General features: G+C 53.8%; 17 protein-coding genes. 8 read left to right on the forward strand and 9 right to left on the reverse strand.

Going from position 1 to position 24,874, the window contains the following annotated elements; all coding sequences use genetic code 11:
• Nucleotides 1-209 precede the first annotated feature (209 nt).
• Genes C7120_RS01225 through C7120_RS01235 form a run of 3 tightly spaced genes read left to right on the forward strand, consistent with a single transcriptional unit; the run spans nt 210 to nt 2,827 of the window.
• Complete coding sequence (locus tag C7120_RS01225; protein ID WP_107620030.1) at nt 210-1,157, forward strand: OadG family protein; 948 nt, start codon at nt 210-212, stop codon at nt 1,155-1,157.
• A 28-nt stretch (nt 1,158-1,185) separates the two neighbouring features.
• Complete coding sequence (locus C7120_RS01230) at nt 1,186-1,638, forward strand: biotin/lipoyl-containing protein (protein ID WP_107620031.1); 453 nt, start codon at nt 1,186-1,188, stop codon at nt 1,636-1,638.
• A 31-nt stretch (nt 1,639-1,669) separates the two neighbouring features.
• On the forward strand, nt 1,670-2,827 hold the full coding sequence (locus C7120_RS01235; RefSeq protein WP_107620032.1) for a sodium ion-translocating decarboxylase subunit beta: 1,158 nt from the start codon (nt 1,670-1,672) through the stop codon (nt 2,825-2,827).
• Nucleotides 2,828-2,931: 104 nt separating this feature from the next.
• Here the strand turns inward: C7120_RS01235 and C7120_RS01240 are convergent, their stop codons facing one another.
• The 6 genes from C7120_RS01240 to C7120_RS01265 form a co-directional block, all read right to left on the reverse strand.
• A complete protein-coding gene (locus tag C7120_RS01240) occupies nt 2,932-5,769 on the reverse strand; it encodes an ATP-binding protein (protein WP_107620033.1) in 2,838 nt (945 codons plus the stop codon).
• Between the two features lie 736 nt (nt 5,770-6,505).
• Nucleotides 6,506-7,729: an NAD(P)/FAD-dependent oxidoreductase gene (locus tag C7120_RS01245; protein WP_107620034.1), complete on the reverse strand. Its 1,224-nt coding sequence runs from the start codon at nt 7,727-7,729 to the stop codon at nt 6,506-6,508.
• A gap of 205 nt (nt 7,730-7,934) precedes the next feature.
• Nucleotides 7,935-10,139, reverse strand: coding sequence for a HEAT repeat domain-containing protein (locus C7120_RS01250; RefSeq protein ID WP_233246993.1), 2,205 nt, complete (start codon nt 10,137-10,139; stop codon nt 7,935-7,937).
• Between the two features lie 43 nt (nt 10,140-10,182).
• Entirely contained in the window at nt 10,183-11,736 is a 1,554-nt protein-coding gene (locus tag C7120_RS01255; protein WP_107620035.1) for a DUF6850 family outer membrane beta-barrel protein, read from the reverse strand.
• A gap of 17 nt (nt 11,737-11,753) precedes the next feature.
• Nucleotides 11,754-13,031 (reverse strand): DUF4876 domain-containing protein, encoded by a 1,278-nt coding sequence (locus tag C7120_RS01260; RefSeq protein WP_107620036.1) that lies wholly within the window; start codon nt 13,029-13,031, stop codon nt 11,754-11,756.
• 12 nt (nt 13,032-13,043) lie between these two features.
• Nucleotides 13,044-15,908 (reverse strand): TonB-dependent receptor, encoded by a 2,865-nt coding sequence (locus C7120_RS01265; protein WP_107620037.1) that lies wholly within the window; start codon nt 15,906-15,908, stop codon nt 13,044-13,046.
• 653 nt (nt 15,909-16,561) lie between these two features.
• Here C7120_RS01265 and C7120_RS01275 point away from each other — a divergent pair.
• The 4 genes from C7120_RS01275 (at nt 16,562) to pyrH (ending at nt 19,123) form a co-directional block, all read left to right on the forward strand.
• On the forward strand, nt 16,562-16,936 hold the full coding sequence (locus C7120_RS01275; protein WP_107620039.1) for a YraN family protein: 375 nt from the start codon (nt 16,562-16,564) through the stop codon (nt 16,934-16,936).
• A 10-nt stretch (nt 16,937-16,946) separates the two neighbouring features.
• On the forward strand, nt 16,947-17,708 hold the full coding sequence (locus C7120_RS01280; protein WP_107620040.1) for a biotin--[acetyl-CoA-carboxylase] ligase: 762 nt from the start codon (nt 16,947-16,949) through the stop codon (nt 17,706-17,708).
• 2 nt (nt 17,709-17,710) lie between these two features.
• A complete protein-coding gene (locus C7120_RS01285) occupies nt 17,711-18,328 on the forward strand; it encodes a hypothetical protein (protein ID WP_107620041.1) in 618 nt (205 codons plus the stop codon).
• An 84-nt stretch (nt 18,329-18,412) separates the two neighbouring features.
• Nucleotides 18,413-19,123 carry a UMP kinase gene (pyrH, locus tag C7120_RS01290; protein ID WP_107620042.1) on the forward strand — a complete coding sequence of 237 codons (711 nt, stop codon included), beginning with the start codon at nt 18,413-18,415 and terminating at the stop codon, nt 19,121-19,123.
• Between the two features lie 176 nt (nt 19,124-19,299).
• On the opposite strand, the gene C7120_RS01295 is transcribed toward pyrH, so the two are convergent.
• From C7120_RS01295 to C7120_RS01305, 3 genes are read right to left on the reverse strand one after another with little or no spacing between them, the layout of a single operon-like run.
• A complete protein-coding gene (locus C7120_RS01295; RefSeq protein WP_107620043.1) occupies nt 19,300-19,560 on the reverse strand; it encodes a DUF4834 family protein in 261 nt (86 codons plus the stop codon).
• Complete coding sequence (locus C7120_RS01300) at nt 19,561-20,262, reverse strand: phosphatidylcholine/phosphatidylserine synthase (protein ID WP_107620044.1); 702 nt, start codon at nt 20,260-20,262, stop codon at nt 19,561-19,563. It abuts the gene before it with no gap.
• Nucleotides 20,263-20,273: 11 nt separating this feature from the next.
• Entirely contained in the window at nt 20,274-20,966 is a 693-nt protein-coding gene (locus C7120_RS01305) for a phosphatidylserine decarboxylase family protein (RefSeq protein ID WP_107620045.1), read from the reverse strand.
• A 141-nt stretch (nt 20,967-21,107) separates the two neighbouring features.
• Between C7120_RS01305 and dnaE the strand changes: the two genes are divergently transcribed.
• On the forward strand, nt 21,108-24,827 hold the full coding sequence (gene dnaE, locus C7120_RS01310) for a DNA polymerase III subunit alpha (RefSeq protein ID WP_107621336.1): 3,720 nt from the start codon (nt 21,108-21,110) through the stop codon (nt 24,825-24,827).
• Nucleotides 24,828-24,874 lie beyond the last annotated feature (47 nt).

The raw sequence follows: 24,874 nt of genomic DNA on the forward strand, positions 1-24,874 counted from the left end.
GGTCCTCCGGTATCGGGAAAAATGCCTCCCTGTAGTCCGAAATTGCCGGACAGATTGCCGGCGGAACGAGCGGAAAGAAGAAAAAACGCACAAAAGGAATATTTTCGTGCAAATCTCACTTGGTTTTCTGATTTCTTTTTTTTATCTTTGAGGCAGGTTAGAGGCACATTCCGCCTCTGCGCAACACAAGAGAAATACCTGCCAGCAATATGAGGAAAACGATTTTCAGCTGTTGTCTGCTTCTCCTGGGAGCCCTGCCCTCGACGGGACAAGGAGCCTACAACATCAGGATCAACGAGGTGATGACCTCCAACACGCAAAGTATCGTGGACGAATATGATCAGCACCTGCCTTGGATAGAGCTCGTGAACATCTCCTATTCCACCTACAATGTGCGGGGAATGTTTATCACCACCAACCGTAAAGTGCTCGACAAGCACCTGACCGCGCCGCAGCGCATCAAGCTCATGAGCATCATCCCCAACGAAACAGAGGAAAGCAACCTGAAGGCACGGCAGCACCTCGTGCTCTACCTTGCCTCTCATCCCGTCAAAGGCAGCACCCACCTGTCGGCTCCCGTGGAGTCGCCGCTCTGGCTGGCCCTCTATGATGCCAACGGCGTAGACCTCATCGACTCAGTCTCGGTGCCGCCCCTCGCCCCTAACACGACCTACGCCCGCTATAACGACGGCGCGCGGAAGTGGGTGGTCAAGGCACCGGACGCCGTAACGCCGAACACGGAGAACTTCATCCAGGTTACCGAGACCAAGGTAGCCAAGTGGAAACGCGACGATCCGCACGGGCTTGCGCTCTCGCTGCTCTCCATGGGCATCGTGTTCGCCTGCCTCTCCCTGCTCTATTTCGTATTCCGATTGTCGGGCTCCTATATGGAGCACAGGCACCGCATCAGCGAGGCCACACGCAGCCACCCGCACTTCATGTCGCTGCTCAAGGCGGGCAAAAAAGTGGTTCAGACGGCCCACAAGACTACCGTCATTCTGAAAGAAGGCTCCCAGACGGCCGGTATCGACAAGGAAGTATACATCGCCGTAATCTCCATGGCGCTGCACGAATACCTCGAGAAGGCCCACGACATGGAGAGCAACATCATCACCATCAGGCCCAAGTGCACCAGATGGAGCAACATAGGACAGTAAACAAGGTAAACCAAAACGATTTTCGACTATGAAATATCAATATAGAGTTCAGGGTGTAGACTATGAGGTAGACATCAAGGAAATAGAGGGCAACATTGCCCGGGTGAGCGTGAACGGCGCAGACTTCGAGGTGGAGTTGCAGACTCCGGTAAAGTCCGTGAAGAAGACTGTCGTCATCGCGGCTCCGAAACCCGTGGATAACCATGCCAACGACGGACTGGTGGACATGAAGCGAGACACTGGGGCACGCCAGAGCGCCCCCATATCGGGCACACCGGTGCTGGCTCCGCTCCCCGGGACGGTAACCGCCATCAAGATCAGAATGGGCCAGGCAGTGAGGAAAGGCGACACCGTCGTGGTGCTCGAGGCCATGAAGATGCAGAACAACATCGAGGCTGAGGCCGACGGGGTCATCACTTCCATCCCCGTCGCGGAAGGTGAAGCCGTGATGGAAGGCAATGTGCTCGTAACCATCGGATAAAATTATTCATCATCAAAAACAAGACCTGCCTATGGGTTTCTGGGATTTAATAGTAAACAACTTCAACGACTTTCTCACCTACACAGGCTTTGCCAACGCCACGGCGGGAAACCTCATCATGATATTGGTGGGCAGTCTCTTCATCTGGCTGGCCATCAGACACGACTTCGAGCCGCTGCTCCTCGTCCCGATAGGCCTCGGCATCATCCTGGGCAACATTCCCTTCCGGACCGACGCGGGACTTGAAATCGGACTGTATGAGGACAACTCCGTGCTGAATATCTTCTATCAAGGAGTCAGGCAGGGGTGGTATCCGCCCCTTGTGTTCCTCGGCATCGGAGCCATGACCGACTTCTCGGCCCTGATCAGCAATCCGAAGCTGATTCTGATAGGAGCCGCGGCCCAATTCGGAATATTCGGAGCCTACATGATAGCCTTGCTCTTGGGCTTTGAGCCGAACCAGGCGGCGGGCATCGCCATCATTGGCGGAGCAGACGGCCCCACTGCCATTTTCCTCTCGTCGAAGCTGAGCCCTAACCTCATGGGAGCCATCGCCGTGTGCGCCTATTCCTACATGGCCTTGGTGCCGGTAATCCAACCGCCCCTGATGCGCCTGCTCACCACGAGGAAAGAGCGCGTCATCAAGATGAAACCCTCAAGGACAGTGAGCCAGACCGAAAGGATCATCTTTCCTATTGCCGGCCTGTTGCTCACCACTTTCATCGTGCCTTCCGGACTGCCGCTGCTCGGCATGCTCTTCCTGGGCAACCTGCTGAAGGAAAGCGGGAAGACCACGCGACTGGCCAAGACAGCCGGCTCGGCCCTCAACGACATCGTCGTCATCCTATTGGGGCTCACCGTGGGTTGCTCCACGCAGGCCTCCGAGTTTCTCACCCTCGACACCATCAAGATATTCCTGCTGGGGGCCCTGGCCTTCATCATCGCCACTTGCAGCGGCGTGCTCTTCGTGAAGTTCATGAACCTGTTCCTTGCCAAGGGCAAGAAGATGAACCCGCTGATCGGAAACGCCGGCGTGAGCGCCGTACCGATGGCAGCGCGCATCTCCAACAACCTTGGCTTGCGATACGACCGCCACAACTTCCTGCTCATGCATGCCATGGGACCGAATGTGGCAGGAGTCATCGGATCGGCCGTAGCGGCCGGTGCCCTGCTGGGATTCCTGAGCTAAACAAAGACATGAAAACACGCTTGCCTTCCCTGGACGCATGTTCTGGAGAAGGCCCATAATAGGCTCGCGGATAAGGGGAAAGGCACTACGCCTCCCTCTGCCGCCTACACATTCTTGCGGTATTGATTGGGCGTAATGCCCACGCTCTGCTTGAAAATGCGGCTGAAATAGGCTTGATCGGTGAAACCGCAGCGCATGGCGACCTCGTTGATGGTGAATTCCGGGCGACACTTGAGCTGCTGCTGCGCATAATCTATGCGAATCTTCATGATATAATTGTTCAGCGTCTCGCCCGTCAGGTCCACTATCTTACGGCGCAGGGTACGCTGACTCATGAAGAGTTTCCGCGCCAGCTCCTCCTGGTTTATCTCGTTGTTGCGCATCTGATCGTAGATTACATTCGTGAAGCGGGATATAAAGTCGATATCCCCCCTTGAGATATCGGACTTCACTTCGCTGAGCTCATGCGAGGCAAGGATGAATTTTTCCTGCAGCATGCGCCGCTCGTTGAGCAGCCCGTCGATACGCAGACGCAGCTCGTTGGCACTAAATGGCTTGAGGATATAGGCATTCGCGCCCGCCTGCAGACCCTCCTCCAGATCGCTCTGAGAAGTCTTTGCCGTGATGATAATGATCGGGATGGTGTTCGTAGCCTCATTGGAACGGACGCGACGGCACAGCTCCAGCCCGTCGATACCCGGCATCATCAGGTCAGTAAGAATCAGATCGGGCAACAAGTCGGTAGCTTTCCGCAACCCCTCCTCGCCATTGGCGGCATAAGCCACGCTATACTCCTTGGGAACCAACTCCCCTATATAGCGCGCCACATCGGCATTGTCCTCCACGACGAGAATCTGAGTAGGCAGGTTGCCATCTTGTTTCCTGGCCTCGGGAAAGTCTGGTTCCTCCACCCCGACAGTCAATACCGACTTGACCATGGGTCGCCCTCTTTCCAGCGGCTTCCAGTCGCCCTCCCCGTGCTTACGGGGAAGAAGGATGGTGAATATCGTGCCCTTGCCGAACTCGCTATCCACCTTGATGCTTCCTTTCAAGGCCTTCACGAGCTGGTAGACCAGCGAGAGCCCCACGCCCGTGCCAATGTGCTCGATTCCGGCATTGCCCTCGTAGAACGGTTCGAATACATGTTTCTTCACCTCTTCCGTCATGCCGATGCCGTTGTCGGCCACCGTAATCTGAAAGTCAGAATCCTGCATCTTGCACGAAACGACGATGGTACCCTGCGGATTGGTAAACTTCACGGCATTGGAAATCAGGTTGCGCACTATCTTTTTCAGATAATCAGGCACGAAATCCATCTTCACCTCGTTCTCGTTCGGCAAGAAGAGCATCGATATTTTCTTGGCTCGGGCGAGCTGGAGGTTCTCCTCCACAATCATGTGGAGATACGGCACGGCGTTGCCCGTATGCCAGTCGGCCTCCCCGATCTCTGATTTCACCTTACTGATATCAAGCAGCTGGTTGGCCAGCGTCAGCAGCGATCGCCCCTGCCGCACAATCATTTCCCCTGATTTGTGCAGCATGCCGAGGTCGGCTGTCCGTGCATCGGCCATCCGCTCTCCTTCGCTGAGAATCACGGTGAGCGGCGTTCGGAACTCATGGGTTATGTTCGTGAAGAATTGCTCGCGGGTTTCTATTACATGGCGCACGAACTCCGCTTTCTGCCGGCGTACCTTCAAGAGATACCACTGCTGCAGGATGACGGCCACCAACAGCACGAGAATGATGAGAAATCCTCCCAAAACGAGGTCCTTGACCTTACTCCGAGCCTGGATGGCGGCCGTGGCCAGCTTGACCTCCTGCAGCCTCCTGCTCTTCTCAAAGCCGACGCGCAGGTTCTGGATGCGGTTCAGGTTGGCCACATTCACCACGCTGTCCTTATATAGATGAGAGAGACGCTGCTCCTCGAAAGCTTTCTTATAGTTGTTCTGGCGGACATACAGCTTACTGTACAGTTCGTGCACGGCCTGCAGGTGCTCGCTGGAATGAATCTGCTCGGCCACACTGCATGCCTTGGTCAGATAGTAGCTGGCCAAGGCGAGGTCGCCTTTGCGCAGATAAATGCGTCCGAGGGCCACACAGGGCTCCAGCCAATGCCACTTGTCCGGCTCGTCTTTCATGATGGCATATGATTGCCTGTACTCCCGGATAGCCTTGTCCAGCTTCATCTCTTTCTCGTAGAGCTGCCCGAAGGAGTTATGGTTGAGCGAGATTCCCATCTTCGAACCGGCCTGCGTGTTGTGCTCCAACGACTTACGATAGTAAAACCATGCCGAGTCCACCTGTCCCCTCACCTCCTTGATGGAGCCGATATTGGCATAGTTGATGGCCTGTCCCAAGGCACTTCCGAGCATCTTCTCACCTGCCAGCGAGAGGCGGAACACGCTGTCGGCCGACTCCAGGTTACCCGCCGTGAGATACACATTGCCCAGTCCGTTGAGCGAAACCACGCGATACTTGCGCATGATCCACGAGGTCTGGTCGCTGTAGTCCATCGACAGGTGGAGGGCCTTGATGTGATAGGAAGAGGCTTCGTCGAGGATGCCCATACGGCGAAAGTTGGTGCCGATGTTATTCAGGGCGACGACGATCCCTATCGTGTCTTTGGCCCTCTCCGCCAGTTGCAACTCCCGATTATGATAGTGGATGGAGCGAGTGAAATTGCCCAGCTCACGATATAGTTTGCCCAGCTTCCGCAAGGTGGCTTCCTGATAGAGAAGGTTTCCCTCCTTCTGATATTCCATGAGCATCTCCCGCAGCCGAACGGTATCGTTGCAGGCCATGACGAGACTGTCGGCCACGAGGCGTTCCGACTCTGACGGGCCGTCAACGGCCTTGCTATCGGTACACTCTACGACACAAAATGCAAGGAACATGTAAAGCAGGCCGCATAGCAGACCAAGACGCCTTATTCGAGTATCCATAAGTTCTTTCGTGAATCAATATACGCTTAAAATAAGTTATATATATTACCTAATCAGACCGTTAACGATTACAAAGATAAGAAAATAAATTAAACATGACACCTCTTTCTAATAAAAAAGCACGAAAAAGATTCAAAACTCCATGGCTGGGAGTTCTGTTTCATAGGACAGTTTTGAGACTTCAACACTCTGACTATCAAAAGATTTCCGTTTTCTTATGTCCGAATATTACAAAAACCAGGGAACAGATTGGCAACCAATCACAAAATATTGTCCGTATTTTACAAGCCTCCCGCAAGATTAATTCCTACCTTTGTTCTCATGAAAAAAGCCTGCCGATCACTGGAAAAAGAAAATATAACAAATGAAAGTATAACTATCCCCAGCGGGGCAAGACGAAAAAGAGAAGGAGAAACCATTCGAATGGGTGGCAACTGAAAGGGAACTATTGTTTATATATATTATAATTTTAAAGTTAATAAAGAAAACTTTTACCTAAGGCGAATGGCTGAATTGTGAAATTAGGCCGCCTTGTTCTTTTAATGACTATTATTATCATCGTGAGGATGAGTTTCCGCAACCCTGGACATTTCCCCCCGGGGTTGCTGTTTTTGTTATCCCAGAAGGGAAAGAGAGAAAACGGACAAGCGAATTGCGACCATCCTAAATACTAAGCCCAGACAGGGAAAGTGTCCTCTGCCCGTGGCGATAGACTCTTCCGCGAAGCAACGGCCGGTCAGTCGACGATATGCCTCCCCACGACGAAACCCGTCGTCCATGCGGCCTGAAGGTTGAAGCCGCCCGTAACGGCATCGATGTCGAGCACCTCGCCGGCAAAGTAGAGATGGCGCACCACCTTGCTCTCGAGGGTGTTTGAGTCGACGCCCGAGAGTGCAATCCCCCCGCAGGTAACGAATTCCTCCTTATAGGTACCCCTGCCGTCGACAGCATAGACATCGTTGCCAAGCGTCTCCACAAGGCGGTTCAAACCCTTTTTGCCTACCTCGCTCCACCGCTTTCCGGTCGCCAGACCGCCGCGTTGGAGCAGGTAGTGCCAAAGCCTCGACGGCAGTCCATAGGGGTTCCATGTGCCCGTCTGCTTATGTGGATTGGCGAGAACAAACGACTGTAGCACGGTCTCCACTTCCCGACGCGAAAGCTTCCCCACCCAGTTTACCGCCACCTGGGCCTTATATGCCAGTTCCGAGAGATGGCGCGCGGCATGCGACGAGAGCTTGAGCACGGCCGGACCGCTCATGCCCCAGTGGGTGATGAGCAGCGGTCCGAAGGCACGAAACTTGGTCCCAGGAATCGAGATGGCCACCTCAACCACCGTTCCCATCAGCTCGGTGAGCTGTCGGTCGGCTATGTTGAAGGTGAAGAGCGACGGAACGGGGGGCACTATCTCATGACCCAGCGCAGCCAGCCAGCGCAGTCCATCGCCGCGAGGCGACCCTCCCGTGGTAACGGCCACACGGTCGAACTCCTCTGGGCGGCCATTCTGGAAACCCAGCCGTAGCCGCCCATCGGTCAGCGGCGTAAGGCTCTCCACCCGGCAGGAGACAACGATCTGCACCCCGAACCGGCGCGCTTCGGCGAGCAGACAACCGACGATGCTCATGGCATCCTGCGACTGCGGGAATACGCATTCGTCGTCCTGGGTAACGAGGGGCACACCTCGCTGCTCGAACCAAGCCCAGCAGTCGCGGTGGTCGAAGTGGTGGAGAAGGCGCCTCATGAGCCTGTCGCCACGCGGATAGACCTGTTTCAGATCGTCGACTTGCTCGAATGAATTGGTCAGGTTGCATCGTCCACCCCCCGTTATCGCTACCTTGGCGAGTGGCTTGCTGTTCTTTTCATAGACGATGACCTCGGCGTCGGGTCGCCTCGCCTTTGCTGTAACGGCGGCAAAAAAGCCGGCCGCGCCCCCTCCGACGATCGCGATTCTGAGTGTTGCCATATAGATTCTGTCTTCTCGTGAATAATCTGACGGCTAAGTTACGAAAATTATCCGGAATACAAGCCACCGACGCAAGGAAATGCACCGGCAGCTCTCCCTCGTCCTTCTGACGGCTTCCGGCACGACAAAATCGGCGAAATTGACGGACAAAATCGGCGAAATCGTGGGACGAATTCGCCGATTTTGTCATTCTCGAAGCGGTCTCCTACTCTCCGTGCTCCAGTCGGTTCACGCTGCGGCTGAGTTCTTCGGCCAGGGCTTTGTCGTCGGTCTTTATCTGGCGCAGCGACCGGGCGATATCGGCACGGCGATAGCATAGGTCATACCAGCCCAGTGTATGCACGGCATAAAGACGCACTTCCATAGGTCGCGCCTTGTCGGCCGCGATGCGCAAAAACTCGTCGGCCATGAGCGGCGTGGGATGGTTGCGGTAGCCATAGATAGCGTTGCGATAAACGCTCGACTTCTGCCCAGGTGCCGCAAGCTCCTTCAGGTCGGCATTCATGCGGGTCTGGCTGACACGGATAGCCTGGCGGATCTCGTTGATAATGGTGTCGCTATAAACGATACGCCCTTCGAGCTGGCGGTCGAGTTCCCGCTGCAGCGCACCGGAATCGAAAGCCATCATGGCTCCGGAGAGTCGGAAGCTGAGCCGCTTCTCGTGCCCGCGGTTCAGAAAGGCGCCTACGAAGGCCGGGATGAGTGCCGGGTCGGCAATGCGCTCCACATATTCAGCGGAAAGGCGCCTCACCAGTTCATAGCTGTCGTCCAGGCTCTCCTTGAGCGTGGCGACGGCCAGCTCGGGATAGTTCTGCGACAGGAGCTTCACGGCTTCCATACGCACAACGAAGTTGTCGGAGGCAAGATAGGTGCGTCGGAGGAGTTCCGGCAGCCCTTTCTCTCCGGCATAGAGCAGCTGGCGCAGCGCCATGGCCTCCACATCGGGCAGGCGACAGGAGAGCTGCTTGCGCCAGAAAGCCGCGTCGCGGTCGTGCACGGTGAGGGCCTTGTTGATGTCGAAGGCGAGAGCCCCGTCGTTCTTGAAATGGAAGGTAGGGTCGCCAATGACATGGCTTTCCAAATATCCCGTGAAGCGGTTGAACTGCCCTACCCTCATGCCGGCGGCCAACAGTCCGACAAACTCATCGGGCCACTTGTCCTGCAAGGCGTTTACCGTACCGGCAACAGCGGCAACAGTGTGTCCCGGCGCGAAGAGATAGGCTCCGGCGAGATAGTCCTTCTGGTGGAACGACCCGTTGAAACATGCGTCGAAGAGGATGAAGCGGGCTCCGGGACGGAGCTTGCGCACATCGTAGGTGTGTATGTCGAGTGTCTCGTTGAACAGCGAATCCTGCACGAGTTTCAGGGAGTCGAAGGCCTTCTCGCACCACTGGCGTGGCACTCCCAGCCGCTCGGAATACTCCTTGATGGCCTGTTCGCGTCCCACTTCCCGGGCTCTCGAGGGCAGTTTGGCGCGCAGATAGAACTTGATATTCTCGATGCTTACGCTCAGCGAGGATCCTTCGGGAAGACCGTTAATGTACTCCGTTTCAGAAGATCCGTGGTGATGGAAGAGCATGACATCGAGCGCGGGGTCCTGCACTTCATTGAGAAGGATGTTCTTCATGGGGAAGAGATCGTCGTAGTCGAAGAACTTCACCGTGCTACCCGACCGAAAGAGCCTCGGCATCTGCTCACGCAGAGCCAACTGTTCGGCCGCCCATGCCAGCTTGTCTTCCGAGTTATAGCCGTGGCCGCGGGCCATGGAGAGGCGGTCGAGCACATTGTCCGTATCCTGTTTCTCGCGTACCACCTTCATCAGGTAGTCGCTCAGGAGACGGTATTTGTCCACTCCCTCGATTTCAACCGGCTTGATGCGCCCGGAATAGATGTCGGGCGAGAGGCGGGTCTTAGAGTCCGCCCGGAGCGAATAATAGAAATAGAGCGGGCGGTCGGCATCCTGCCTGATGAAGTCGAACTTCAGCGAAAAGTCGTCGTAGAAACGGTCGCTGGGCACACTCGACTCTTTCCAGTCAGCCTTCTGGTTCATCTTAAAGGCCGAGGTGAGGTACTGGGCGTCACGAATCATGGGGATTGGGATGTCGCCTATGAAGACACATCCCTCCAGAGGTTGCTTCTTGTCGGCATGATATTTCACGAGCAATTCACGGATAGATTCGGGCGACTTGAAGTCGCCGACCACCAGATAAGTACCCAGTCCATCGGCTTCCACGCTCTGCCGATAGGCATCTATAGCAGTCCGAGCTTTCTCATAGCTGAGCTGATCGACAAAGACGGCGAAGCTGGTCGGTGTCTTTACCGACGGCTTCGTGATGGTCTGCGCTGCCATACCGAGGCTCACGAGGAGCATCAGCACGACAGACGCAATATTTCTCGTTCTATTCATCATGTTCTTAAGATATTAAGCTATCGCAAGACAAGGTGCCGAAACCTTAGAAGTTGCACCCTACCGTGAACGACAGTTCCTGCCTTTTATCAAACGAATCGTGGCTCGGCTTCGTATAGTTCAGGCTCATCCGCGCATAGATGTTCATCTTCGTGTCGGGCTTCACGAGCTGGGAATAGGTGAGTGAGGCGCCTGCATTCCAGCTGTCGCTCAAGAGAAAAGCCTCGTCTTGCGGCTCCATGGCGGTAACCGTGGGATAGTCGGCATTGGTGCCGCCATACTTATAGCTGCCGCCCATGCCGTTGCGGAAGCCGCCGCTGACGGCCGCGAGCAACCGGCGCTGCATCTCCTGACCAATCTTGAAGTTCTTCTTCATGCCAGCCTGAACGGTAAGAATCCGGGAGTCTTTTCTCGACGCGGGAAGGATATACTGGTCGTCGTAGTTCAGATAGGCTATCCGAGCATCGGCGCGCCAGTCATATTCGTCGCCCGAAGGCCTGACGATTCCGTATTCCAGGAACGCCTGACGGGTTTGGTATAGAGAACGGACAAGATGGGAAAGCTCAATCCAGCCGGAATGGGTCTCCGTATTGTCGCGCTTCATCAGATACTGCGTACCGTTGATGTGGCGATAGTCCCAGCCAGCCTTCAACTCATGGGTGAGGGCTTCGTCCCTATAGAAGGCGGTGGCCTTGAGGGAGAGATGCTTGTCATTCACGGCTCCCAGTTTCTTGGGCGATGTGAAGCTCTGCTCCACATTCTCTATTTTCTTGTCGTAGGCTGCCTCGAGGAATACATTCCAGCGACCTTGCCCGTACTGATACTGCAGGCCCAAGCCCCAGAGATTGCCGAAGTAGTTCAGCGTAACGCCCGACCCCAAACCATGGGAAGCCGCTCCCAGTCCGTAGAGGATATAATAGTCTTGAGAGACATAGGTGTTCTCGTTACTCATTTCCGCATCCTCTTTCAGGGAGGAATAATAGATGTTCAGCCCCACGCGGCTGGCAGAACAGAAAGAATAAGTAACGCCCGGACTCAGCCACAGGTTATAGAAGCGGCTGTCCACACGGGGATCGCGCTGCTTGGCAGCCAGTGAAGCCTTGTAGTTGCCCGTCAGACCGAAGGTCAGGTGGCGCCAATAGAGTGGCGTGCCCATACGGAACGCCAGATTGTAGAATTGATTGCGCCACTTGCTCTGATAAGTGTCCGTTACATAAAAGGGCATTCCCCGGAACGGATCGGTGATAGAGGCGTTGTACTGCGCGTCATCAAGATTCTCATGCTGGAAGGAGAATTCTCCCCACAGATATATGTTCTGCAGGTTGATGAAGCCCTCGCTGCCGATGCTTAGTACCTTGTCTTTCTCGCCCTGCTGCGGTCGCTTATAGTTGCCGCTTGTAACATCATAGCCTACCCTAACATCCGAGTAGTTGCGCGTATCGTCGAAGGCCGTTCCGGCAGCATTGGCCGACTGCAACCACACGCACTGCTCCTTCTGCCACTCAAGGGCAGCAGGAGAAAATCCCTGTGCCGCTGCGGCGAGGCTGCCCAAGGAGAGCAGGCCTGCGGCTAAAGCCTTATATTTCTTTCTGCTTTTCATCTTTCGTTTCCTCTTTGTTAATAAGTCTCATTCCATGAAGGGACACCTGTATTATATCGGTGTAGCACTGGGGTTACATTCCGCTCGAAATCGTCGGTAGAATTGTTGGTATCCCGGAATATCAAGGCTCCGTTGTCGCGTCGCAGCGTGTCGCCATTCTCGTTGAGGCTCACCTTGCGCGCCACGCCTTGACCGCAATAATTGCTGCCCACCCAGGTCATGCCGGCGTCGAGCACCGCACGCACGCGCTTGCCCGACGACATTCCCTCGTTCTGCACGCATTCCACGGCATCGAGCACATACTTGATGGGAATCTTTGCATAGAGCGTCTTGCTCTTGGGCTTACTTAGATCAGTGGTATGCAGGTTGGCATTGTTCACCGGATCATAGTTCTCCCCCTTCGGCACCTGAAACAGGCAGTAGGCCGGGCCGAAGACCGAAATCAGATACTGCTTCAGAGTGCCCTTGGCGGCCGAGCCATTGTAGAACACATGTAGCATATCCGTGGCCTTCTGGTCGGGATACAGGGTATTATCCATGTTGAACTCAAACTCCGCATGCGAGCAGTCTACCGGCGAATTGGGATTGTAGGTGTCAGACTTATGGTTAACGGCGAACTGTGCCACCACGGCCGACTCACCCGGTTGCAGCGGATAGTCAGTACCGTTTCCGGGAAACTTCCACACGCGCTCGGCATACACATAATCGATGCCGTCAGCCTCGGGCCATACGGGCAGGATCTTCGTTGCCGTACCCGGATAGAGATTGCCGAAGTAGATGCCGTCCAGATATTGCACCTTGGAGGAGTTATTGTACACCTCGAAGAACTGGTCGCGGAAATAAGAAAAGCCCACGGGAGGCTTGGAACCCGCAAAATAGAGTTCCTTGAAGACCAGAGGGCTCACCTTCAGTCCCTGTACGGTAACCTTAATATCAGTTTTTCCACTTGTCAGGGCGATGTTTACCTGGTTGCCTGCCACATAGTATTCCGCACCCTCGTTATCAAGAGCAGAGCCTGCCACGGATATGGTGTAGATGCCGGGAATGATGCCTGAGACACTCACCGACTCGCCGTCGAACTCCTGCTCGTAATGGTAGCCGTCCTCATAGTCGTCGAGCTTCAGCTTCAGCCCAGAGGTCGATGCCATATTCTCTACCTGAATGTCGAGGTTCACCTTCACATCCAGGGGTGCCACTTTTTCTGAGTCGCTCACGCTTCTCCACTCGTCGCATCCGGCGAAGAGCGTCAGGCACATTGCCAGAGTGGCCAGTATATAAGAATTTTTCTTTTTCATAATCTTTCCTTTTTATATCTTCAAAGCCAATTCCATGCCGAAATAGAAGCGGTTATTCAACTTATAGAAGGTGCCCGGCGACCGCTTGCTCTCATAGCGGGGATGACTGCGAAACATATTGTGGGCAAAGAATGACACGCGCAGCATCTCTCCGATTTCCTTGGTAACATTGATATTGAAGTTGAAATAGGGCCTGTATGACTCTTTGATCGAATAAGTCTGGCTGTTGCTTCTGTTCAGAAGATAGTCGTAACCGGCCGCTTTCAGCTGTTCGGTCGTGGTGTAGAGGCCCGGGGCGAACCAGTTGACCTTCCCCGTCTCGAGCGAGATATAGCCCACGGGGATGGAATCGTTGTGATAGGTGCCCCAGTTAGACTGCTGCCAAATGGCTTGTGCCGAAAGGGTTACCACGAATCCTATGCGAGGAATGTTGTGGGTGGCACGCAGGGTAGTAACGAACTGCTGGTCGTGATGGTCCACCTTGCGCTTGTCGTAGACGGCGATATTCTTGCGCGTAGCAGGTGTTTCCGAGCTGTTGTCGTAGAAATCGTAGGCATCCGAGTAGTAGTTGCTCCTCATCCAGCTGCCGCTCAACTGGAAGGAGGTGCGGATGGATTCGATGCGGGCAATGTCGAGTTCAAACTCCACGCCCTTTGTGGTAGAGAAGTTGGCGTTCGTCGGCGTATAGTAGCTGGACAGCACGGGGTAGGTTCCGGAAAGCTCAAGAGCTCCGTCGGCATTGCGCCCGTAGACTTTATAATCCACCGGCACAAATGTGCCGAGCGTCTTGTTCAGCGCATAGCCGTCTTTCATTCTCTCCATGAAGGCCGTGAGGCCAAGCCTCATCTTGCCCAGGCGGAAGTCCAGCCCAATCTCCGACTTATAGTTCCTGGCAATCTTCAAGTCTCTGTTCTGCGAGTTGAAGACCCGTGTGGTGGTAATAAACTTGCGCTCGGCCTCGGGAATGTTCTCATTGGTGAGTTCGTTCAGGTTGATATATTCGAAGTAGGCGTTCTCCGGATATAAATATAATAAGGTGGGCATCTTGGCCGCAATGCCGAAGCCCCCGCGCAGGGTGAGCACCTCGGGAATGATTTCCATTGACGCGTTGAGGCGGGGCGAGAGCACGCTCCCTGCCACCGAGACCTTGTCGAATCGCAACCCGGCTTGCAAATTCAGCGTATGAGTACCGCCGACCATCCAGTTGAAGTTGTCTTCCACGAAGGCTCCCAGCTGATTGATATACGGGATATCCTTATAGGCCCGAGGCCTGAAAGAGGCATTCAGCTGCTGAAGGTTGCGGTGAGGCGGCCGAGCAGGGTCGTAGGTCTTGCCATCGCCCTCATTGCCATCGGTCTTGAAATCCACACCCAGCAGGATACGGTTGTTCACCCGTCCGAAGCGTTTGAAGAAGTTGGCCGTGAGCTTGGCATAAAAGTTCACCTCCTTGCTGTCGATGTCATACCGTCCCAAATACGACGAGGGCAGGTATACGGCATAGCTTCCGGCATCGGCTTCGCCGAAATGAGTTATCTCCATGTTATCGGCCGTGAAGAGATGCTGCCCTGGAACATTAGAGAGTACGGTGCCGTCGGTCATGGTCATGGAGTATGGCGCGTTGGCCGAAGTGTAGGCTGTTTCGCTGTAGCTGTCCTTAGAAGTATAGCTTCCCGAGAGCACATAGCGGATGTTCTTCAACCAGCCCTTGTTGATATTCCAGAGGCCGTTGGTATTAAAGCGGAATCCCATGTCCTCTCCCCGGCGGCGGGTGAGCGTGATTTCATCGTCGGGATTACGGTCGCGCGCATCCTTCCCGTAGAAGAAGTCGAGCGAGGTGTTGCTGCGCAGCCTATTGGCGAAGAAAAAATTTGAGTAGAGCACCTTGGCCGTGAGCCGCTGATAATGGTCGTAGCTCTCGGTGGGGTCCTTGATGTTGTAGGCGTAGTCGGCACTCAGGTTGAGCGTCCCTCCCTTCTGCCCGAAGCCGAAGCCACCGCCTACGCTACCTTGATAGACATTCGGGTTGGCCTTGGCGCGGACGCGTAAGGGCTCGCGTCCCGCCTTGGTGTGGATGATCACCGCACCGGAGGTCAGGTCACCGTACTCCACCGAGGGAATTCCGCGCATCACCTCTACATTCTCAATGTTCTCCGTAGAGATGGAGCGCACATCGAATCCCGAGTTCGGCGAACTGCCACCGGCCAACGACACGGCCGCTCCGCCCACCGTGGGGCTCAGGGCACTTAGGTTGGCATTGTTGGAAATGGGGGCTCCGTCCTGGATGATGGCCGTGCCCAAGGAGTTGAGCTCCATGTTCGTACCTCTGCCTTTATCGTCAATCTGACGGATGCTAAGCGTCTTGGCCGAGTTCAGATTCTGGTCCTGGCTGATACCTCCGGGCACCAGCGACATCAGATCAGCAAGGCTCGTGGCCTGCATATGGTCCATGGCTTGGCGCGAGATATTGCTCGAAGTGGCCCTTCCGGCAGCGTTCTGCTGCGCCGTAACCACCACCTCCTTCAAGCGGAAGTCCTCGTCCTGCATCACGAAGTCCAGATTCTTCATGCTGCCGCTGATGAGAACCACCCGTTCTATCTGCGCCTTGCCCAGAAACGAGACGCGCACCTTCACCTTTCCTACGGGTACATTGCTGATGGTGTAGCGGCCGCCACCGGATGTCGTTGCCATCAACCCATAGTCGGGAAGCGTAATCACAGCGAAGTCCAGAGGACGCTGCTTCTCCCCGGCGACCTCGTAAACCGTTCCCGACACACTATACTTCTGCTGAGCCTTGGCCTCAAAGGCATGAGCCAGCAGCAAGACCATGGTCAGAAAAGAGAGCAGGCTCTTCCTGCTCCAATCCTTCTTCTTTATCATATCTCAATCGTTTTTGTCTGTCATTAGTCCTTCATGAATCACAAAAAGCTCATGGGGGCATTATCTTCTCTTACACAAGGCAAAGGTACAACCTTTTATGGGAATTAACAATACCTAACTATAAGTATTTTCCATTTTTTCTTCAACCCGTCTTCCAAACGACGAGGAAGAGGACAATTACAGACGGAAGCAGAATTTCCGGCAGCACCGGCAAACTGAAAGTGCTCCATGTTCTGGAACGCTTCTTAATCTCCATACTGCTTGATGATCTTAGATTATTGAATGATAAATATCCTATTACCCAAAACACCTTTAAAATAACAAGTTTTATGAATCATATATCGCTGTAAACAAAATAGATTTCAAAGCATGGGGGACCTTCTTGCTTTTTTATCATTTGTCGTATTATATAGAAACGGTTGAGAAAAGCCAAGTTCCAACAGGAGGATTACCGAAATAGCAAACGAAAATACCAGCATTCCGATATTTGCCATTCTCCTTGTCCTACTCATGCTTCTACAGTCAGAGGCCATACCTGCCGCCATAGACAAGACAATGCCCGCCGCCGTGAACTTTTCAGGAAAAACAGAGGAATCTGTTGGAAATATGGCCAAAAAATGCTATTTTTGCATCAAGAAAATGAAATCCACAGAATGGCGAAGCACAACGAACTGGGAAAATGGGGCGAGGAACTTGCCGAGCGATACCTAATCGGCAAAGGGTACTACATCCGCGACCATGACTGGAAATTCGGAAAGCGAGACCTCGACATCATCGCTGTCAGCGAACAGCAGAACCTGCTCGTGTTCGTAGAAGTGAAGACGCGGCAGGACGACAAGTTCATCGAACCCGAGGCCGCCGTCGACCTGAGGAAAATACGCAACCTTGGAATCGCGGCCAACGCCTATATCAAGGAATTCGCCCTCGACTACGAGATACGCTTCGACATCCTGACCATTGTCGGGACGGAAGCGGCCCATGCCCGAATCGAACATACCGAGAACGCTTTCAACCCGCTGCTATTATAAATGAAGGGAGATGAAGAGAAAGATTATACATCTAAAGGAAACTGACTCCACCAGCAGTCGCCTGAGCGACTATCAGCCGCCCGAAGACGAGGAGATGACCGTCGTCAGGGCCGACTACCAGACCGCCGGGCGTGGCAACGGCGCCAACACCTGGGAAAGCGAGCCGGGCAAAAACCTGCTCTTCTCCGTCATGGTGCATCCTAAACATGTGCCCGTGCAACGGCAGTTCCTGCTCTCTGAGGCCGAAGCATTGGCCGTCAAGGAGGTACTTGACCGATATGCCGACGGCTTCACGCTCAAATGGCCGAACGACATCTATTGGAATGACCGGAAAATAAGCGGCACCATCATCGAGACCCGCATAGGGAAAGAGGGCGTGAAGCGGTGCATCTACGGCACGGGCATCAATGTCAACCAGCGCGAATTCCACGGCGACGCTCCCAACCCCGTATCGCTCTGCCAGATCACAGGCCATGAGCTTGACCTCGATCATCTGTTCGAACAGATGCTCGACGCCATCGAGAAATACCTCGGCATGCTGCGTGAGAACCGCTTTCAGGACATCACCGCACTCTATCACGACGCCCTCTACCGAGCCCGCGGCTTCCACCGCTTTCGCGACAGGATGGGGGAGTTCGAGGGATCCATCGTAGAAGTGGAAGACGACGGTCGCCTCATCCTGCGCGACAGGCAGTGCCACTTGCGCAGCTATGCCTTTAAGGAGGTAGAATTCCTGCTAGAAAAGGAAAATAATAATATATTAAAACTATAATTATGAATCACTTAAAACAGAGAGTTATCATCGTAGCACTGCTCGTATTGGCCATATTTCCAACCATTTCCCTGCAAGCAGGCGACAATAAAGACAAGCTTCCGCAAAAGCCTTACTTCGCCATGCCATGGACAGAAGCTTTCGGTATGAGGATGTGGCAGCTAAAAGAATGCCCAGAAATATACAAGGGAGCCAAGTCGGAAGACTATAACGGGAGCATTTCGATAGAGTTTGCTTATGAAAAGAAATTCGTTAAAGAAATAGAGTATCGCCCCAAATACAACGCGATAGAGTGTGATTATATAATGTCGCATACCTATGCCCTTTTCCCATCCAAGGCTGAAACCGAGGGCTTCTTGTTTGATGAGATCCCTGCAGAATGGGTAAAAATCTCGAAAGAAGAATACAAAGCCGGCACCGGCTACGATGCGCATATCGCACAGCCCATAGACCAACGCACCCCTTATGAGGTTCAAGCCCAGTGCTATCGCTTGCCGCAAGTTGAAGGCAAGCCCACTGTATACGCATGCGCTTGCGCAACGATAGAGCCACAAAAGAAAGGTCAATACTCTGCCCAAGGCACCATCGTTTTCCTTCCACAGAAAAAGGTTAAACGCTGACAAGTAACCCGAGGGGGCTGACATGGGGCTTCCCATGGCGCGAACAGGACATGAAAATCAAGCTATAAAATAAAAAAAACAAAAATGGCAAGATTCAAGAGAATTCTTCTCAAGCTCTCCGGCGAGAGCCTGATGGGCCGACAAAGTTTCGGCATCGATCCCGACCGACTGGCCGACTACGCCCGCCAGATCAAGGAAATACACGATATGGGCGTGCAGATAGGCATCGTGATTGGCGGTGGAAACATCTTCCGGGGGCTCAGTGGGAGCCAGAGAGGCTTCGACCGGGTGAAAGGCGACCAGATGGGCATGTGCGCCACGGTGATAAACTCGCTGGCCCTGAGTTCCGCACTCGGAGCCATCGGCCTGAAGACCAGGGTGCTCACGGCCATCCGTATGGAGCCTATAGGCGAGTTCTACAACAAATGGAAGGCCATCGAGGCTATGGAGCAGGGTTATGTCTGCATCTTTTCGGCGGGAACGGGAAGCCCCTATTTCACCACCGACACGGGCTCATCGCTCCGCGGCATAGAGATAGAGGCCGATGTAATGCTTAAGGGTACCCGTGTAGACGGCGTCTACACGGCCGACCCGGAGAAAGACCCCACCGCCCGCAAGTTTACCGAAATCACCTACAAGGAGGTGCTGGAACGCGGCCTGAAGGTGATGGATCTCACCGCCATCTGCATGTGCCGGGAAAACAACCTGCCCATCTATGTCTTCAATATGGACATCGTGGGAAACCTGAAAAGGGTGATGGAGGGCGAGGACATCGGCACATTGGTGCATAATTAACGGTTAAAAGGCTGACGAAATCGGCGAATTTGTAGGACGAAATCGCCGATTTTGTCCCACGATTTCGGCGATTTTGTCAGACGGGCCACGGCCTTTGCCTTAAGGGCTGACGGCAAAATATAGGGCGACCTGCTATAGGTCGCCCGTTTTCTTATGGCTCCGAAATGTGCGAAAGATTATTTTTCTTCCTCAAAATCCACATATTCGCCCTCGTTCTTTGGGATAATCTTCTGGTTGGCTTTCCGCGGTTCCCGCTGGTCTACCACACCTTCCCTGTCTCCATAGGTCTGACCTTGCTGCCGCTTCTGTTGCTGTCCCATCTGCTCACGAAAAGTTTTCGTGGTTTGTCGGACGCGCTTATAGAAGCTGTAGCCTATGTAAAGGGCCGCTATGAAACAGGCCAGAAAAAAGAGAAACAGAACCCAAAGCAATATCATTTAAGCTTTTTTCTTAAAGTTTACATAAATCGAAAGAATCACATACCATGCTATGATGACGGCGAAAGCCGAAATCCTGAATAGCAAGAGCAAGGGAACGCAACTGAGCAGGAATACATACTTGACCTCGTTACCCTTCCATCCCCAGTGCTTGAACTTGAGGGCGAACATGGGAATCTCGCTTACGAGCAGCCAGCTCGAAAGCCCCACCATCAGCACAACGCAAGGCATTGCCCACGCAAAAGAGCCTATGGCCAGTTCTCCTCCCGCTATCAGGGAAGCCCAGAAAAGGGCGTTTGCCGGAGTGGGAAGGCCGATGAAACCTAAGGCCTGGCGCTCGTCGAGGTTAAACTTGGCCAAGCGGAGGGCGGAGAAAGCCGCCATCACGAAAGCAAAATAGGGCACGACGCTCCGCAGAGGCTCCAGAAACGAGGGATAGTCAATTATCAGAAGTTCATAGAAGACCAATGCCGAAGGAGCAAAGCCGAAAGTGATGTCGTCGGCCAGGGAATCCAGTTCCTTCCCGATGGGCGACGAGACATGAAGCAGGCGGGCCGTCATTCCGTCGAAAAAATCGAACACCGCGCCCATGACTATCCACAGCAAGGCCATTAGGGGAAGGCCCAGAAAGGCATAATAGGTGGCGATGCAACCCGAGATCAGGTTGCAGCAGGTAATCATATTGGGGATATGCTTCTTCATAGGCTTTATGGTTAAACCTTCAGCTTCGCGATAACGGTCTGGTCGCCGGTAGTGGTCTGCCCCATCTTCACACATACCTCAGTGCCTACAGGGAGAAAGACATCCACGCGGGAACCCAACTTGATGAAGCCCAGATGCTGGTCGATATAGCACTCCTCGCCATCCATGGCATAGGTAACGATGCGGCGTGCGACGGCCCCGGCTATCTGCCGGCAAAGGATGTCAATACCTTCAGGGGTGGTGATCATCACATCCGCATGCTCATTTTCCTCGCTCGCCTTGGGCAGCCAGGCCTTGTGGTAATTGCCGTTAAAATGCTTGACGAACTTCACCTGCCCATCTACGGGAAACCAGTTGGCATGAACATTGAAGAGGCTCATGAAAATCGAAATCATCAGACGCTTCTCATGAAAGTAAGTGTCCTCGAAGACTTCCTCGACCACCACCACCTTCCCGTCGGCCGGAGCCACTACGACACCTTCCGTATCCTCTTCCTTAAAGTAGCGGATCGGGCACCGATAGAAGTTCAGCACGATGCCATAGCACGCGCCGAAGACCACAAGAAATACCCAAAACGGAATCTTGCCTTCAAGTCGGAAGAGCAAGAGGGCGATGGCCGCAATGGCAATGAACCCGTAAATCAGCGTGTCCGTGCCTTCACGGTGTATGCGTATTTTCTTGAGTTTTTTGATTCTTTTTCCCATTATAAACTGGTGAGAGTTTTACGATTGCAAAGTTAATATATTTTTATCGGTCTCGCAAATTTTTCATATTTTTCTTTTGGGCATGTCATAAAATAGCCGTAACTTTGAAGCTCCAAACGCACTAAATTTTATCGAAAGATGATGGAAGACTTCATACACTTGCATGTCCATACGCATTACTCTATCCTCGACGGGCAATCGAAAGTGTCTCATCTGGTGGACAAAGCCGTCGGCAACGGCATGAAAGGCATGGCCATCACAGACCACGGAGTAATGTACGGCATCAAGGAATTCTCCGACTACTGCGAGAGCGTTAACAAGAAGCGCAAGAAAGAAGGTCTTGAGCTCTTCAAGCCCATATTCGGATGTGAGATGTATGTGGCCCACCGCCGCAAGGAAGATAAGGACAACAGCAAGGGCGACAAGTCTGGCTACCACCTCATCGTACTTGCTAAAAACTACAACGGATACAAGAATCTGATCAAGCTCGTCTCCAATGCCTGGATAGACGGTTACTACTATCGGCCGCGCACCGACCGCGCCGACCTCGAAAAATATCATGAAGATCTCATCGTGTGCTCCGCCTGTATTGCCGGAGAGGTACCGGCGAAGATTCTCAAGGGCGACATCGAGGGAGCCAGGGAAGCCTGCGAGTGGTATCACCGCGTCTTCGGCGACGACTATTACTTAGAGCTGCAGCGACATGAGGTGAAGGATCCGGCTATCCGGGCCAACCGCGAAACCTTCCCCCTGCAGCAAAAGGCCAACCGCATGCTCATCGAGCTTGCCAAAGAATACGGCATCAAGCTGGTCTGCACCAATGACTGCCATTTCGAAGAGAAGGAGACCGCCGAGGCCCACGACCACCTCCTCTGCCTCTCCACGGGCAAGGATCTCGACGATCCGAGCCGCATGCTCTACACCAAGCAGGAGTGGTTCAAGACCCGTGAAGAGATGAACGAAATATTTGCCGATATCCCCGAGGCGCTCTCGAACACGCTCGAAATTCTTGACAAGGTGGAGACCTACAACATCGACCACGGCCCTATCATGCCCTTCTTCCCCATTCCAAGGGAATTCGGAACCGAAGCGCAGTGGCGGATAAAGTTCTCGAAACAAGACCTTTATAAAGAGTTTACGAGCGATGAGAACGGAGAGAATCCGCTCTCTGAGGATGAAGGACAAAAAGTAATAGAACGACTGGGAGGCTACGACAAGATGTACCGCATCAAGTTTGAGGCCGACTATCTGGCGCATCTGGCATACGAAGGAGCCAAGAAACTCTATGGCGACCCGATTACCGACGAGGTGAAAGAGCACATCAACTTCGAGTTGCATGTAATGAAGACGATGGGCTTCCCGGGATACTTCCTCATCGTGTCGGACTTCATCAAGGCGGCCCGCGAGGAACTGGGCGTATGGGTGGGGCCGGGCCGTGGCTCCGCTGCCGGCTCCGTGGTGGCCTACTGTCTGGGAATCACCAAGATCGACCCGCTGAAATACGACCTCCTGTTCGAGCGTTTCCTGAATCCCGACCGCGTGAACTTACCCGATATCGACACCGACTTCGATGACGACGGTCGCGGCAAGGTGCTCCAATGGGTCATGAACAAATACGGCAAGGAAAACTGCGCGCATATTATCACTTACGGGACGATGGCCACCAAGAACTCTATCAAGGATGTAGCGCGCGTGGAGCAACTGCCTCTCGATAAGTCTAACGCCCTCTGCAAGGCTATTCCCGACCGTCTCCCCGACGGCATGAAGATGAATCTGCCAAACGCCATCAAATGTACCCCTGAGCTCAGGGCGGCCGAAGCTTCCACCGACCAGCGGGAATCGAACACCATCAAGTATGCCAAGATGCTCGAGGGAACCGTGCGCAGTACAGGTATCCATGCCTGCGGATTCATCATCTGCCAAGACCCTATCGACCAATGGGTACCCGTGAGTACGGCCGACGACCCCGACTTCCCCGAAATAAAGACGGCCGTTACGCAATACGATGGTCATGTCATAGAAACCACCGGACTGATAAAGATGGACTTCCTCGGTCTCAAGACCCTTTCCGAGCTTAAGGAAGCCTGCAAGGTGGTGAAGCAGACGAGGGGCATAGAAGTGGATCTCGACCACATCCCCATCAACGACGAACTCACCTATAAGCTATATCAGGAGGGACGCACCATCGGCACCTTCCAGTTCGAGTCGCCCGGGATGCAGAAGTATCTGCGGGAGCTCAAGCCTACAGTATTTGAGGATCTCATCGCCATGAACGCCCTCTATCGCCCCGGACCGATGGATTACATCCCCGACTTCATTGACCGAAAGCACGGCCGCAAACCCATCGAATACGACATTTCCTGCATGGAGAAATATCTCAAGGACACTTATGGTATCACGGTTTACCAGGAACAGGTGATGCTTCTGTCGCGGCAGCTGGCCAACTTCACGCGCGGCGAGAGCGACGCCCTCCGCAAGGCAATGGGCAAGAAGAAGAAAGCCATCGTCGACGCGATGAAGCCCAAGTTCATCAAGCAGGGGCAGGAGAACGGCCACAACCCGAAGACCTTGGAGAAGATATGGAGCGACTGGGAGAAGTTTGCTTCCTATGCGTTCAACAAGTCGCATGCCACCTGCTACTCGTGGGTGGCCTATCAGACCGCTTACATGAAGGCTCACTACCCCGCGGAATTCATGGCGGCCATCATGACTCGCCGAAAAGACGACATCAAGGAAATCACGAAGCTGATGGACGAGTGCCGCTCGATGAATATACCGACGCTGGGGCCGGATGTGAACGAGAGCTACGAGTTCTTCGGTGTGGACAAACGAGGGGAAATCAGATTCGGCCTCGCCGCCATCAAGGGCATGGGAAGCCAAGCCGCTACCGCCATCATCCAGGAGCGGGAGAAGCACGGACCCTACAAGGACATCTTCGATTTCGCGGAACGGGTGGACTATCACTATGTCAACCGCAAGGCTTTTGAAAGTTTAGCGTACAGCGGGGGCTTCGACGGGCTAGGCCTGATGCGCGAGCAATACTTCGAGCCGTCGGGGCGCGACGAGACTTTCCTCGATGCCCTTGTACGCTATGGACAACGCTATCAGGAAGGAGCTACGGAAGCCGCGAATTCGCTCTTCGGGTTTGGAAGCATAGAGATAGCCAAGCCGGCCGTGCCGAAAGCGGCAGAATGGAACATCATCGAGAAGCTGAACCGTGAGCGCGAGCTCGTGGGAATCTATCTGTCAGCCCATCCGCTGGATGATTACAAGGTAATCCTGGAGAAGCTCTGCAATGTGGTGTGCGCTGACCTGAGAGGACGGGAGACTGACCTCGAAGAGCTTTCCAAGAAAGCTACGCTGAACTTCGGAGGTATTGTTATTGATGTCAAGGAGCGTTTTTCCTCGCGCACCAACAAGCCTTTCGGCATCGTAACCATTGAGGACTACACCGGCACGGGGGAGTTTACCCTCTTTGACGAGGAATGGACGAGGTTTCGGGGAATGTTTGCCAATGAGTACACTCTCTATGTTACGGCCAGCTGTACGGAGCGATTCAAGGGCAGTGGCAGATTCTCCCTGAAAATTCAGAATGTACAATTCTTGAACGATGTGAAGGAACACGACCTGGAACGGATTACTCTCCAAATGGACAGCGACAAGCTCGACGAGACCTTGGTGAATGACATTTTGACGGTGGTGGATGACAATCCCGGCAATGTACAGCTCTACTTCAGCATCAAGAGCCCGGAAAGCAAGCAACGACTGGTGCTCCATGCCAGCCGGAAAGGGCTCAACTTGAACAGGCGCGTCGTAGCCTTCGTAGAGTCACGGCCCGACTTGGAATATTACATCAACTAATTTTTGGCACGATGTTTGCCGAATAGAAGATAATTGCGTATTTTTGC

This window comes from Prevotella sp. oral taxon 376 (assembly GCF_003043945.1).
GTDB lineage: Bacteria > Bacteroidota > Bacteroidia > Bacteroidales > Bacteroidaceae > Prevotella.

Coding starts and splice junctions, on each gene's coding strand:
- C7120_RS01225 (WP_107620030.1), top strand. CDS start 210: ATGAGGAAAACGATTTTCAGCTGTTGTCTGCTTCTCCTGGGAGCCCTG.
- C7120_RS01230 (WP_107620031.1), top strand. CDS start 1,186: ATGAAATATCAATATAGAGTTCAGGGTGTAGACTATGAGGTAGACATC.
- C7120_RS01235 (WP_107620032.1), top strand. CDS start 1,670: ATGGGTTTCTGGGATTTAATAGTAAACAACTTCAACGACTTTCTCACC.
- C7120_RS01240 (WP_107620033.1), bottom strand. CDS start 5,769: ATGGATACTCGAATAAGGCGTCTTGGTCTGCTATGCGGCCTGCTTTAC.
- C7120_RS01245 (WP_107620034.1), bottom strand. CDS start 7,729: ATGGCAACACTCAGAATCGCGATCGTCGGAGGGGGCGCGGCCGGCTTT.
- C7120_RS01250 (WP_233246993.1), bottom strand. CDS start 10,139: ATGATGAATAGAACGAGAAATATTGCGTCTGTCGTGCTGATGCTCCTC.
- C7120_RS01255 (WP_107620035.1), bottom strand. CDS start 11,736: ATGAAAAGCAGAAAGAAATATAAGGCTTTAGCCGCAGGCCTGCTCTCC.
- C7120_RS01260 (WP_107620036.1), bottom strand. CDS start 13,031: ATGAAAAAGAAAAATTCTTATATACTGGCCACTCTGGCAATGTGCCTG.
- C7120_RS01265 (WP_107620037.1), bottom strand. CDS start 15,908: ATGATAAAGAAGAAGGATTGGAGCAGGAAGAGCCTGCTCTCTTTTCTG.
- C7120_RS01275 (WP_107620039.1), top strand. CDS start 16,562: ATGGCGAAGCACAACGAACTGGGAAAATGGGGCGAGGAACTTGCCGAG.
- C7120_RS01280 (WP_107620040.1), top strand. CDS start 16,947: ATGAAGAGAAAGATTATACATCTAAAGGAAACTGACTCCACCAGCAGT.
- C7120_RS01285 (WP_107620041.1), top strand. CDS start 17,711: ATGAATCACTTAAAACAGAGAGTTATCATCGTAGCACTGCTCGTATTG.
- pyrH (WP_107620042.1), top strand. CDS start 18,413: ATGGCAAGATTCAAGAGAATTCTTCTCAAGCTCTCCGGCGAGAGCCTG.
- C7120_RS01295 (WP_107620043.1), bottom strand. CDS start 19,560: ATGATATTGCTTTGGGTTCTGTTTCTCTTTTTTCTGGCCTGTTTCATA.
- C7120_RS01300 (WP_107620044.1), bottom strand. CDS start 20,262: ATGAAGAAGCATATCCCCAATATGATTACCTGCTGCAACCTGATCTCG.
- C7120_RS01305 (WP_107620045.1), bottom strand. CDS start 20,966: ATGGGAAAAAGAATCAAAAAACTCAAGAAAATACGCATACACCGTGAA.
- dnaE (WP_107621336.1), top strand. CDS start 21,108: ATGGAAGACTTCATACACTTGCATGTCCATACGCATTACTCTATCCTC.